The organism is Halomonas sp. GFAJ-1 (assembly GCF_000236625.2).
Taxonomy (GTDB): Bacteria; Pseudomonadota; Gammaproteobacteria; order Pseudomonadales; family Halomonadaceae; genus Vreelandella.
Window position 1 is genome coordinate 57668 of the sequence record NZ_AHBC01000051.1, and the last position, 13049, is coordinate 70716.

A 13049-nucleotide genomic window follows, 5' to 3' on the forward strand; every position below is an offset into this window, starting at 1 on the left:
GGGCTATGCCCCATCCGCTGGCAGCGCCAGCAGATCGCGGTGGCCAACCCAAGCACCCACCCTGCCCTCATTAACCGCCTGTTGGCGACTGTCGCGCCATTGGCTGATGCGTGCTGCTGCTTCAGGTGCTTGTTCGGTGGCTGCTTCTGCCCACCCGGCAATCAGCGCGTGCATTAGCGGCCGCACGACGGGGTCGTTTGACGTAAGCTGCCACGGCGTGTCCGCCTCACTCACCCGGTAGCCCTGCTGTTTAAAGGCATCAACCAACGCACCATGGGCATCGCCACCTAAGGCAGCACCCAGCCCCTTATCGCGCTGCTGATGGGCATTGAACAGGGCAAGCACCCAGCGGTCTTCGTCGTTCTCTATGGGGGTTAGCTGTGGATCGGTAAAGCACCATGCGCCAGTGACGCTCATCGCCACGAGCACGCCTTGGCGATGCGTCACACACTGGCTAACCAGCGCTTCTATCCACTCCCGGGAGACAAGGTCTAGCAGCGCAGAGGCCGTCACCAAACGCGCCTTAGCAATGGCCGGGTGTTCAAAACTGGTGAGCGATACGCAGTAGCTCTCTATGGATACAGGCTGCCCCTTGGCATCGCGCAGCGCTACCGCTCGCTCGCGTGCCTCCTTGAGTAAGTCAGCATCGTGGTCAAACAGCATCCAGTGCTGCTTACTGGGTAACTGGGGCGCCAGAAACTGCGTATTACTGCCCCGACCACAGCCTAAGTCTGCAATGGTGGCTGCGTGTTCTTGGTCAGGGGACGCATTATTTACATCGTTGGCAAGCCAAGTAGCGGCTGCTTGGGTAAGCTTCTGACTGCGCGCATTGGCATCAACACTTTCGCGCAGCGTTAGCCAGTCCGCCTGAAACTGGCTGCCCGCTGCCAACAACGACGGCGGACACTGCAGCGCATCCGCAAAGATAGCCCCGGCGGTTTGCCAATCATTTACGTTGCCTCGCGCTTTCGCAGCGCCGGCACGTAGCTCAGTGCGAAGTGCTGCACCTTGGCAAAAATTGTGTAACGCCTCTTGCAGTGCTTCAACATCGCCAGGTGCAACGCTTAAGCCCGCCCCTTCCGGCAGCGTATCTTTTAGGGCGCCTCCGGTGGTGGTAATCACGGGTAGACCATGGGCCAGGGCTTCGGTGACGACCATGCCGTAGCCCTCATACCAGGAGGGCAATACCAACGCGTGGGCACGCTGATACGCTGCTTCCAAGTTGGCCGGATCGCACTCCCCATGGATCACTACACGACCTGCAAGCCCATTCTCATCAATAAGCTGCTGTACCCGGCGGGTAAATTCCGCATCTCGGGCGCCGCCATAGCAGTCGCATTGCCAATTAACGGCACTGACACCTGCCAGTGCTTTTACCAATATGTCCTGCCCTTTGCGTGGGGTAAGGGTTGCTACACACAGCAGTCGAATAGGCTCATCAGGCGCTGCCGCTGGGCTGATCGGCGCAGGCGCCACGCCAGGCTCTACCACGCTAATGGGCGCGCTGAGGGGCTGCCCATAGTGCTTGGCAAGTTCACCTAAGCGACGTGCAGTAAACTGGCTGGTCACAATCACTCTAGCAACGCTTGCTATACCGGCTAACTCACTAAGGTGAAAGCGCTGCTGAGCCTCGCGGCTAAGCCCCTGTTCGTCTCCTAAGGGGTGGTGCAGTAGTGCGGTAATCTCCAGCCGATGGGCGTGTTTACCCACCACCTCCGGCAATGCTCCCATCGCCAAACCATCGATAATCACCTTCGCGCCGTTGGGCTGCGCCGCTAACGCGGCGCCAAGCGCCTGGGAAGCTGTGTCATCCGCATCGGGGAAACGGCCCGGCAATCCCATCACATCAATAGTAAAACCTTGACCACGCAGCGCTGAGACTATCTGCGCGTCGTAGATGTAGCCACCCGTCAGCTGGCCCGGCTCACCGGCGACTATCAGCGCCAAACGTTGGCTCATAGCGCGCCTTCATAGCTTGCCCAAGCCACATGAGACTCGTGCAGTTTAATCTCCATGTGGGTTAGCCCCTGGGCGGTAGTGCCCATTTTGCCCGTGCTAATCGCAGCGGCCAGCTGGTCAAAAATCACTTTAGCCATAAATTCTGTGGTGGTGTTGCGCCCCTTAAATTCGCTCACCTCATCCAAATTTTGAAAGTTATAGTTCGCCAATACCTCTTTGACTGTTTCGCTGGCGAGGCCGATATCGATCACCAGCCCGTCCTGATCAAGCTCCGGGCGCTGAAACACCACATCCACCACATACGTGGCGCCATGGGTGCGCTGGGCAGGGCCAAAAATCTCACCTTTAAAGCTGTGGGCGATCATAAAGTGATCACGAACGCATAAACGGTACATAGATGCTCCTGTTATCAATAGAAAACGTGTATCAAAAGACGGCTATGGATAGCGAATACGGTGACAAAGTGCGGTACTGCCGGGGCCAAATAGCTGCGGTGCGATGGCAGGAAAGTCAGCGAAATCACTTTCACCGCTAATCAGCGCATCCAGCCGCTGATCGGTGAGTAAACTTAAGGCCAGCGTTAAGCGGCGGCGGTAATCCCAGCGGGGCTGTAAGACAGCGGGCAGCTGTCCAACCTGGCTGGCTCTTAGCGTTAGCCGCTGGGAGTGAAAAGCACCGCCCAGCGGTAACGCCACATCCCCTTTGCCGAACCAGCTCATTTCAATCACACGTCCTTCGTTGCCTACTAAGCTAAGCCCTAGACGTAGACCATCGGGATGGCCGCTGGCATGAATCACACAGTCTTGATCCGTAGGAGCATGTTCAGGCGTACAAAACGCCACGCCTAACTGAGCGGCAAGCGCCTCACGGGCTGGATTAATATCGATTAAACGCATATCGACACCAGGGATTTGCGCGCACAGGTACGCGACCAAAGCGCCAACGACCCCAGCCCCCACCACACAAACCCGCTCGCCGAGCATCGGATTTGCATCCCAAACGCCGTTAATCGCGGTTTCCATATTGGCCGCTAACACCGCGCGGTAAGCAGGCACCTGCTCTGGTAATACCAACACCGCATCCGCGGGTACCACGTAGTGGTTTTGGTGGGGGTAAAGGCAAAAAACCGTTTTATTCAGCAGTTCTTGTGGACCCTGCGCGACGCGCCCTACGCTGCAGTAGCCATACTTAACAGGCGTAGGGAAATCACCGGTTTGAAAAGGCGCACGCATACGCGCGTACTCGCTTTCAGGCACACGGGCGTTAAATACCAGGGACTCCGTGCCCCTGCTAACGCCGCTGTAAAGCGCACGAACGAGGAGCTCGCTCTCACCTGGAGACGTTAACGGTTCATGCTTTAGCTCGCCAAAGGCTTCGCGAGTAACCCAAAAGGCGGTAGCAGTATCAGGCACCGACATAACATTTCCTTATGACTGAAGCGCTTATTCCATCCTTTACCCCAGCGCTTTGAAAACTAACGCGCCGTTGCATGACTCTTCTACAGCTTAGCGCAGAAAAAAAATGGAGCGATTAATGCTAGTTAAGCATTAGGATGGCCTAAAAAGGTAAAGCCGCTCACAACGTTGATTCTTAATATGGACAGTTCTACCACCGTATACAAGAATGGTACATGGAAAAACAGTTGCATCATTTATTTTTCACTGCGGCTAAACGCGCCGCTCTGCGAGTAGCCATGCGTTTCTCCTTCAATGCCCCTTATTACTCACTGCCCAAACGGCTATACAGCGCCGCGGAATTAGTGCTCGGCGGCATTCTGCTGTTGATAGTGGGCAGTGGACTACCGGCATTGATGGCTAGCCCAGCGCACTGGGCAGTGGCCTATGGCTTCTACGCTTGTATAAGCCTATTAACGCTGGTTTTTTGGCCCCACGGCCAGCTGGGTTGGGCAAACCGCGTCACGCTAGCGAGAGCCGCCCTGGTGGCGGTTGTTGCAGGTGGGTTAGTGGGCAATGCCTTTATTGCTGGGCTGTGGCAGTGGTTGGCCATTGCGGTGATCGCGCTGGCGTTAGACGGGGTAGATGGCTGGATTGCTAGGCGCACCCAAAGTCACTCTGCTTTTGGCGCCCGCTTTGATATGGAGCTAGATGCCCTGCTGATTATGCTGCTCTGCGTGGGGTTATTAACCCTTGAGCCCACACTAGGCGCATGGGTACTCATCATAGGCGGGATGCGTTACTTGTTTGTCGCGGCTAGCGGGCCACTACCATGGCTTCGTCAGCCACTATTCGCCAGTTTCCGCCGCAAGGCCGTATGCGTTTGGCAAGTGGCCGCGCTGCTACTGGCCTTAACGCCACTTACTTCTTCTTTCGCCACCTTCTTACTTGCACTCAGCGCACTGATCACGCTGGCCTACTCATTTGGTGTTGACGTGTGGTGGCTGTATAAACAGCGCTTGGTTGATAAGGCGACAACAAGCCGTGCATCCCCGGAGGGCAAACCTACGAACTCGGACCACGTAACGCCGCCGACAACAGGAGGGCGGTAAACAAGCCCGAACAACTGCTGCCGGGCTCGCCGAGTGGACTACCGGGTGAGTTCCTGCCGCACAATCGCAGCGCCTTCACTCAACGCCTTCAGCTTGCCTTGTGCCACTTTACGCGGCAGGGGCGTCATACCGCAGTTGGTGCAAGGGTAAAGCTTGTCGGCATCGACGAATTTAAGCGCCTTGCGCAGCGTGTCGGCGACTTGCTCTGGGGTTTCGACCGTGTGGGTGGCTACGTCGATGGCTCCAACCATCACCTTTTTGCCGCGAATCAGTTCGATCAGCTCCATGGGCACATGGGAGTTCTGGCACTCCAGCGAGACGATGTCGATGTTCGACGCCTGCAGTTTGGGGAAGATTTCCTCGTATTGACGCCACTCCGAGCCCAGGGTCTTCTTCCAATCGGTGTTGGCTTTGATGCCGTAGCCATAGCAGATATGCACGCCGGTCTCGCAGGCGACCCCTTCGATGGCTTTTTCCAGAGCAGCGATACCCCAGTCGTTCACCTCATCGAAGAAGACGTTGAAGGCAGGCTCATCGAACTGGATGATATCTACCCCCGCCGCCGCTAGGTCGCGAGCTTCCTGGTTGAGAATTTTGGCAAATTCCCAGGCGAGTTTTTCACGGCTCTTGTAATGGCCATCGTAGAGCGTATCGACCATGGTCATAGGTCCCGGCAGCGCCCATTTAATGGGCTGGTCGGTTTGCTGACGCAGGAATTTAGCGTCATCAACAAACACTGGCTTCTCCCGCGACACAGGGCCGACCACCGAAGGAACGCTGGCCTCGTAGCGATCGCGTATTTTGACGGTCTTGCGCTGCTCGAAATCGACGCCGCCGAGGTGCTCGATGAAGGTCGTCACAAAGTGCTGGCGGGTCTGCTCGCCGTCGCTGACGATATCGATGCCTGCCTGCCGCTGATCGTGTAAACACACGCGCAGTGCATCCCGCTTGCCTTCGGCCAGCTCATCACCCTGCAGTTTCCAGGGAGACCAAAGCGTCTCAGGCTGGGCCAACCAGGTGGGCTTGGGTAGGCTACCGGCCGTCGATGTGGGCAATAATGTTTTCATCAATAGGTTTTCTCGATAAAAGGTTGATCAAAGGGCGTAATCTGCTGACCATCGCTCAAGCACATGGCGGAAAGGCTCGATGAAATACCGCTCGGTGAACTTACCCTGCTCGACGGCAAGTTGGCTGCGTTCTTCTCGGTCGTACTCGATACGGGTTAGCGAGTAGTCCTGGTGCTTCAAATGGGGTTGGTAGACCTTGCCTGCCACCGAATTGGCGTTGTAGATCTCGGGGCGGTAAATCTTCTGAAACGTCTCCATTGTGCTGATGGCGCTGATCAGTTCGAGGTCACTGTAGTCGGCCAGCAAATCACCGGAGAAGTAGAACGCCAGCGGCGCTACGCTATGGGGTGGCATGAAGTACCGCACCTGCAGGCCCATTTTGGCAAAGTAGAAATCCGTCAACGAGGACGCGTCGTTCACGTACTCGACACCCAATACGGGATGACGATTTTCCGTTTGGCGATACACCTTGTTGCTAGAAACACTGAGGCAGATCACCGGAGCCTTGCGTGAGAGGGCTCGATACGCCTCAGAGTCGACGAAACGCTTGAACAACTTGCCGTGAAGATCGCCAAACCCCTCGGGGATACCAAACTCCGTCCGGCCTTTGTTGTGCTCCGAAAGCCACACGCTGAAATCGTAGTCGCGAACGTAGGAGGAGAAGTTATTTCCCATCATGCCCTCGATGCGCTTGTCGAGATGCTGGTCGATGATGGTCGTCTGCAGCATCTCAATCGCAGGAAAGGCATCGCCCGCTGCCGCCACGTTCAGCTCGCCGGTGATGATATCCAGCTCGACGGTGTAACGATCCGCCTTGGGGTTATCCCAATGCGCCAGGGTATTGAAACGGTTGTTGATCATGGTCAGCGCGTTACGCAGGTTTTCTTGGCAGCGCTGCCCTCTCGCTAGGTTAGCGAAATTAGTCGTGGCACGCGTGCTCTCGGCAGGACGGTAGTTTTCGTCGAACCGGACGCTCTTGATATCGAATGTGAAGTCGTAGCTCATCGCGAACAAGCACCCTATTGATCGAGACTGGCGTAAGCGCTGCGGTGAAGCTCAGCGCTTGATGCCATGTGTGATGTTTCGATGAACAGGCGTTAACGCCACATTCATCGAAGAGGATGCGTTCTTTATGCCAGACCATGTACATGAATGAAAAGCGATATTATTTCAACTCACCATGAAATTGGTTCATGGTGAGCTGTTGCGCGGAGGATTCAGCCCTGTTGGAACGGGTATACCGGGCCGATTTTCAGCAGCTGAGTCAGCTCATCTAGCGCGGTGAGCACTTCTGTGGCGAGCTGGGGGTCAGCAAGGTCTTCACCGGTGAGGCGGTCGCGGTAGTGGCGGCTCACCCAGGCGGTGAGGTCGTCATAGAGCGCGTCGTTGAGCAGTACGCGGCCAGTCAGCGCAGCGCGCTCGGCTTCCGTTAGCACCACCCGCAGGCGCAGGCAGGCGGGGCCGCCGCCGTTGCGCATGCTCTGCTTCACGTCTTTGACGATGACTTCACAGATCGGGTTATTGCCCGCCAGGATGAAGTTCTGAATCGTGTTCCAAACGGCTTCGCGCTCTTGGCACTCGCTGGGTACCACCAGGGTCATAGTGCCGTCTGGGTTGGAGAGCAGCTGAGAGTTGAACAGGTACGATGCCACCGCGTCTTCCATGCTCACGGCTTCTACCGGCACCCGCACAGGAATCAGCGGCGTGCTAATCTTGGCGCGAAGCTCGTTCAGCGTGCGCTCTTCATCAAGAAACGCCATTTCGTGGTAGAGCAGCACCGGGCCGTTACCCACGGCAATCACATCGTTGTGGAACACCCCGGCATCGATGGCGTCCGGGTGCTGCTGGGCGAACACTGTTTGCGCCTCGCTCAGCCCGTGCTGGCGGGCCACAGCCTGGCTGGCTTCCAGGGTTTGCCGGGCGGGATAGCGCTTGGGTTCGCGCTCGCCGCTACGCACGTCGCCAAACGCCTGACGGCCATACACGAAGAGATGAACGCCGGGCTCGCCGTACTCACCGCACAGGCGAGTGTGGTTAGCCGCCCCTTCATCAGAAAACGCGGGCGTGGCAGGCAGCACCGGGTGATGGGCGAAGCGCTGCTCATCGCGGAAAATCGCCTGCAGCACCCGGCCAGTAGTTTTCGGCTCCAGGTAGCGGTGGAAACTGGACTGCAGGTTGGCCGGAGTGAAGTGCACCCGACCATCTGGTGCATCGACGCTGGGGGTAATCGTGCCTGCGTTAGCGGTCCACATGCTGGAGGCTGAACATACCGCCCGCAGCAGCTGCGGCGCTTGCTTCGCGGCTTGAGCGAGGATCTCGCTATTGCTGCCGCTAAAGCCTAAGTCTCGCAGCGCACCCAAGTCTGGGCGCTGCTGAGGAGGCAGCACACCCTGAGCGTAGCCTGCGTCCATCAGCGACTTCATCTTCGCCAGCCCCTGCAGTGCGCCCTCTTTGGGGTTAGACACCAAACCACCGTGGCTCATGGAGGCCACGTTGCCGTGGGCAAGACCCGAGTAGTTATGGGTAAGCCCTACCAAGCCGTCGAAGTTGACTTCTCGAATGCTGTTCACGCTCATAGGTTAACTCCCGGCGGCAGGGTTTCCAGCATTTCCAGGCTCTCGGCTTCCATGGAGGCGACCGGGTAGGCGCAGTAATCCGCCGCGTAGTAGGCGCTGGGGCGGTGGTTGCCGCTGTCGCCAACGCCGCCGAAGGGCGCATCGCCTGAGGCACCGGTGGTCTGGCGGTTCCAATTCACAATGCCTGCACGAATACGCAGCAGGAAGTCGTCCCAGTCGGCTTTTTCGCCGCCAATTAAACCCGCAGAGAGGCCGTAGCGGGTATCGTTGGCCAGCGTTAAGGCTTCATCCCAGTCACTGTAACGGTGGATTTTCAGCAGCGGGCCGAAGTGCTCCTCGTCGGGCACCTCAAGGCCGGTTACGTCGATCAGGGCTGGGCTTAACAGGCTGGTGTTGTCTTTCAAGCGCTGCATGCGGTTAATGACCGTGCCGCCCATGGCTTCTAGCTCGTCTTGTGCTTTGAGCAGGCCATCGGCTGCGGCAACGCTTACCAAGCCGCCATAGAACGGCGCGGGCTCTTCATCGAACTGTCCCGCCACATATAGCCTGGTAATAGCATCGGAAAGCGCGTCGATTAGACGGTCGCCCATCTCGCCCTGGGGCACCATCAGGCGGCGAGCACAAGTGCAGCGCTGCCCGCCAGAGAGAAACGCCGACTGCAGAATCGTCAGCACCGCCGCACGCTCATCTTCCACATCTTTCACCACCAGCGGGTTATTGCCGCCTAACTCCAGCGCAAGGATTTTATCCAGCTGCCCGGCGAACTGCTGCTGCAACATCCCGCCTACCTTGGCGCTGCCGGTAAACAGCAGGCCATCGATACCAGGATGAGCAGAGAGCGCCTGCCCAACCGCGACACCACCCTGCACGAGGTTGATCACCCCGGCTGGCAGCCCGGCTTCTAACCAGCACTGCAGGGTTAAATCCGCCGTAAGCGGGGTTTGGTCGCTAGGCTTGAATACCACGGTGTTACCTGCCAACAAGGCAGGCACCATATGGCCATTGGGCAGGTGGCCGGGGAAGTTATAAGGGCCAAACACCGCCATTACGCCGTGGGGGCGGTGTCGCAGTACCGCTTTGGCGCTGCCGACCTCTTTTTCGCGCTCCCCGGTGCGCTCGTGGTACGCCTTGATGGAGAGCGCGATTTTACCCACCATCGCGCCGGCTTCGGTGCGTGCTTCCCATAGCGGCTTGCCAGTTTCAGAGGCAATGGCAATGGCTAGGTCTTCCTGACGCGCCTTGAGCACGTCCACAAACCGTTCTACCAGCGCTTGGCGTTCAGCAAAGGAGGTGCGTGCCCAGCGGGGGAATGCCGCACGCGCTGCGTCAACCGCCGCGCCTACCTGGCGGCTAGAGGCCGCTGCGCCTTGCCATAGCAGCGTTCCCGCCACGGGGTCTTGCTTGGTCAAGGCGTCGGCGTCGCCGACTACCCAGGCACCGTTGATCAATTGCTGCTGCTGGGCGTGCATGTTCTGGGTGTGCATCGTGCTCTCCTTCACTGAGCCTGCGTGTCTGTTCTGTCGAGTCGTTTTGTTAGCGAGCCGGGCGTTAGGTTTCTAGTAGGCGAACGGTATCGCCGCTAGATACTCCTAGCCGTTCGGCTTCTTCGGGGGTGAGCACTATCGTGCTGGCATCGGCGGGCGCGCGACCTATCCAGCTAGCGGTAAAGCTGAGCATCTGGGTAGATGCCGCCAGCCAGCGGCTAACGCTCTCTTGCGATGCGTTGGGTGAGACTTCCACTTGATAAAGCTGCGAGTTGCGAATGGCACGCACGTCATCAATATAGGCTTCTACGGTGGGGCCTCCATCGAAGATGTCGATGTAGCCTTCCCAGCGCAGCCCCTCTTTTTTGAGCATTTCAAGCGCAGGGCGGGTGTGCCGGTGTACCTGGCCAATACACGCTCGCGCCTCTTCCGACATAAACGTGGTGTAGATCGGGAACTTGGGCATCAGCTCGCCGATAAAGCTCTTCTGGCCCAAGCCGGTTAAGCGGTCGGCTTCGTTGAAGTCCATGGGGAAGAAGTGTTTCCCCAGGCTTTCCCAAAAGGGGCTAATGTTGTTTTCATCAAACACGCCGCGCATTTCGGCCAGCACTTTCTGCGGAAAGCGGTCGCGGAACTGAGCAATAAACAGCCAGCGCGCCTTGGAGAGCAGCGCCCCGTTGCGCAGGTGTTTGTTGGCCTCGCCGCGATATTCTGGGCGCAAAAAAAGCGAACACACCTCGGCGTCGCCGGTATGATCAGAGCTTAAAAAAAGCGTGTCGATGGTGCGGTGTAGATCCAGCTGCACAGAGGAGTGCGCCAGCGTGCCGAGCCGGTAGTTATAGAACGGCACTTCGCGCCCTACTTGGCCCTCAATGGCGCAGCAGCCTGCCAGCTCGCCGTTGGTTTCATCTTCAAGAACGAAGAAATAAAGACGGTCGTCTACCGGGGTGCGCTCTTCAAAAGCGCGAGCAGCGGATTCGATTTTACCGGCCAAAAACTCGCGGTTATCCGGCAGCGAGGTAAACCCCACGCCTGCCTGCTGCGCAAGCGCCTGGAGCCCATCCAGATCATCACGGGCAATGGGTCGAATGCGCATTACATCTCTCCTTCATCGAGCGCATCGTCCGCGCTTGGCAGGGTTAGCGGTGCGGCCAGCACTGCACGGCCCTCTTCCACCCCCAAACGCGCTGCATGCTGCGGGGTGAGCATCAGCTGCCCAGTGGGCGAGAGCGCATAGCGCGCCACAATACAGCGGAAATCGCCCAGCGTCTGATTGGCAATCATAGCCGGCTCAGCATCTGGAAGCGCGTGCTCAGGGCGCACACGCACCGGGTGCCAAGCGGCATTACGAAACGTTTCCAGGCGCTCACGCTCAGCTTTGACAATGGGACCTGCATCGAAAATATCCACGTGCCGCGAACGCACGAAGCCTTCGGCGAGCATTTCGGCCAGCGCTTCTTCATGGGCCGGGTGCTCACGACCAATGGCGGCGCGGGCCTGGGGTGTTAGCAGCGGTAAGTAGAGCGGGAACTGCGGCATCACTTCGGCAATAAAGCTTTTTGAGCGCACCCCCGCAATGTGGTTCATCTCTTGGAAGCTGCGGGCAAAAAAGTGGCGTCCGACGCTCTCCCAAAAAGGTGATTCGTTATGGCTATCCAAATAGCCGGGGAAGGCGACCGCCAAAATCCGCGAGAAGCGCTCCGTGTACTGGGCGATAAACATCAGCCGCGCCCGGCGCAGCAGGCTCTCCGCACTGGTGCCTTTATAGCGCGGGTTGAGCGACAGCGCGCAGAGCAGCGTGGCATCCGACGCTTCATGAGAGAGCGCCAGCGTTTGCACCTCGCGGCGCACATTGAGCTGCTGGGAGGCGTGAATTAGCGTCTCTTGGCGGTAGGTGTAGTAAGCTTCGGCAGCCCCCGCCTGGGCGCGAATCGTCGCCGTGCCCAGCACCTCGTTGCGGCTATCATCTGCCAGGACGAACATATAATGCTCGTTGCCAGGGAACTCGATATCGCTTGAGAACGCTTCCTGGGAGCGCACAATGCGCTCCTCAAGGCGTTCGCGGTTGGCTGGCAGGTTGGTAAGCCTTGGCACCGCGTGCTCTGCCAGTTGCTCTAAGGCGGGAAGGTCAGTCAGCGTGACCGGACGGATTACCAACATGTTTAACGCCCCCTCTTTTTTATCTTGCTGCCTGCTCATGCGCTGGCAACAAGTCGCTCGATGGCACGTTCAAGGCGCGCCATGCCTTCGGCGATATCTTCCTCGGGAATCACCAGCGAGGGCGCCATGCGCAGCACGTTGGGGCCAGCAATCAGCGCCATTACGCCCTCCTCAATGGCCAGCGGCAGAATATCCTTGGCACGGCCTTCGAAGGCATCTGACATCTGCGCCCCCATCAGCATGCCCATGCCACGAATCTCTTTAAAGACGCCGTACTTGCGGTTGATGGTCTCCAGGTGCTCGCGGAACAGGTCGTGGCGATGTTTGACACCCTGCAGCACCTCCGGCGTATCAATGAACTCGACCGCAGCAAGCGCTACCGCGGATGCCAACGCGTTGCCGCCATAGGTAGAACCGTGGGTGCCGATGGCCAGCGATTTGGCGATGGCATCGGTGGTTAGCGTGGCACCAATCGGGAAGCCGCCGCCCAGCGATTTAGCGCTGGTGAGAATGTCTGGCGTGATGCCGAAGTTTTTATAGGCGTAGAGCTCGCCACTGCGGCCAACGCCGGTTTGCACTTCATCGAATATCAGCAGCGCGTTGTGCTCGTCACACAGATCGCGCAGGCCCTGCAGGAATTCCTGGGTCGCGGGCACGATGCCGCCCTCGCCCTGCATCGGCTCAACCATAATGGCGCAGGTGTCGTCGCCTACGAGCTTACGCACGCTCTCCAGGTCGTTGAAATTGGCATGCAGGATGCCGCCCGGTACCGGCCCAAAGCCTTGGGAGTACTTGGGCTGGCCGCCTACGCTCACGGTAAAGAAGGTGCGGCCATGGAACGACTGGTAGAACGAGATGATTTTATCTTTATGCTCGCCGTGGTGGTCTACCGCCCAGCGGCGGGCCAGCTTCAGTGCGGCTTCGTTAGCTTCGCCGCCGGAGGAGCATAAAAAGACTTTATCGGCGAAGGTGCGCTTGGTAAGGGTTTTAGCCAGTTTGAGCGCTGGCTCGTTGGTAAATACGTTAGAGAGGTGCCAAAGCTTTTCGCCCTGCTCTTTTAACGCATTCACCAGCACCGGATGGCAGTGACCCAGCGAGTTCACCGCGATGCCACCGGCAAAGTCGATGTACTCACGGCCCTCTTGATCCCACAAACGGCTACCCTCGCCTCGTACCGGAATAATCTGCTGCGGCGCGTAGTTGGGCGCCATGTAATGGTCGAAATCTTGACGGTTCGGGGTGTGGCTCATGGGACAGTACCTCCAGTGGAGTAAGCGATGAATTCAGTATACGGGGC

At 58.3% G+C, this 13049-nt stretch carries 11 protein-coding genes; 1 reads left to right on the top strand and 10 read right to left on the bottom strand.

Features of this window, described 5'->3' with window-relative positions:
* Positions 1 to 3 precede the first annotated feature (3 nt).
* From MOY_RS14390 to MOY_RS14400, 3 genes are read right to left on the bottom strand one after another with little or no spacing between them, the layout of a single operon-like run.
* Complete coding sequence (locus MOY_RS14390; RefSeq protein WP_009101093.1) at positions 4 to 1959, bottom strand: glycosyltransferase; 1956 nt, start codon at positions 1957 to 1959, stop codon at positions 4 to 6.
* Positions 1956 to 2354: a 6-pyruvoyl trahydropterin synthase family protein gene (locus MOY_RS14395; protein ID WP_009101096.1), complete on the bottom strand. Its 399-nt coding sequence runs from the start codon at positions 2352 to 2354 to the stop codon at positions 1956 to 1958. Before MOY_RS14395 ends, MOY_RS14390 begins: the two co-directional genes overlap by 4 nt.
* A 42-nt stretch (positions 2355 to 2396) precedes the next feature.
* Positions 2397 to 3377 carry a zinc-dependent alcohol dehydrogenase gene (locus MOY_RS14400; protein ID WP_009101099.1) on the bottom strand — a complete coding sequence of 327 codons (981 nt, stop codon included), beginning with the start codon at positions 3375 to 3377 and terminating at the stop codon, positions 2397 to 2399.
* A gap of 212 nt (positions 3378 to 3589) precedes the next feature.
* On the opposite strand from MOY_RS14400, the gene MOY_RS14405 reads away from it, so the two are divergent.
* Positions 3590 to 4465: a CDP-alcohol phosphatidyltransferase family protein gene (locus MOY_RS14405; protein ID WP_009101100.1), complete on the top strand. Its 876-nt coding sequence runs from the start codon at positions 3590 to 3592 to the stop codon at positions 4463 to 4465.
* Between the two features lie 38 nt (positions 4466 to 4503).
* Here the strand turns inward: MOY_RS14405 and MOY_RS14410 are convergent, their stop codons facing one another.
* The 7 genes from MOY_RS14410 to MOY_RS14440 all read right to left on the bottom strand — a co-directional run bounded on the left by MOY_RS14410 (position 4504) and on the right by MOY_RS14440 (position 13002).
* On the bottom strand, positions 4504 to 5532 hold the full coding sequence (locus MOY_RS14410) for a methionine synthase (protein WP_009101103.1): 1029 nt from the start codon (positions 5530 to 5532) through the stop codon (positions 4504 to 4506).
* Positions 5533 to 5559: 27 nt separating this feature from the next.
* Entirely contained in the window at positions 5560 to 6537 is a 978-nt protein-coding gene (locus MOY_RS14415; RefSeq protein ID WP_009101104.1) for a DUF1852 domain-containing protein, read from the bottom strand.
* A 212-nt stretch (positions 6538 to 6749) separates the two neighbouring features.
* The gene (gene astB, locus MOY_RS14420) at positions 6750 to 8108 is read right to left on the bottom strand and encodes an N-succinylarginine dihydrolase (protein ID WP_009101106.1); all 1359 of its coding nucleotides are present in this window, start codon (positions 8106 to 8108) and stop codon (positions 6750 to 6752) included.
* Positions 8105 to 9577, bottom strand: a complete 1473-nt coding sequence (gene astD, locus MOY_RS14425) for a succinylglutamate-semialdehyde dehydrogenase (protein ID WP_035540823.1) — start codon at positions 9575 to 9577, stop codon at positions 8105 to 8107. Before astD ends, astB begins: the two co-directional genes overlap by 4 nt.
* Before the next feature lie 79 nt (positions 9578 to 9656).
* Positions 9657 to 10688 (bottom strand): arginine N-succinyltransferase, encoded by a 1032-nt coding sequence (gene astA, locus MOY_RS14430; RefSeq protein WP_009101110.1) that lies wholly within the window; start codon positions 10686 to 10688, stop codon positions 9657 to 9659.
* Positions 10688 to 11752 (bottom strand): arginine N-succinyltransferase, encoded by a 1065-nt coding sequence (locus MOY_RS14435; RefSeq protein WP_035540824.1) that lies wholly within the window; start codon positions 11750 to 11752, stop codon positions 10688 to 10690. The genes astA and MOY_RS14435 overlap by 1 nt, the downstream gene beginning before the upstream one ends.
* A 35-nt stretch (positions 11753 to 11787) precedes the next feature.
* On the bottom strand, positions 11788 to 13002 hold the full coding sequence (locus MOY_RS14440; protein ID WP_009101114.1) for an aspartate aminotransferase family protein: 1215 nt from the start codon (positions 13000 to 13002) through the stop codon (positions 11788 to 11790).
* Between the last annotated feature and the right edge of the window lie 47 nt (positions 13003 to 13049).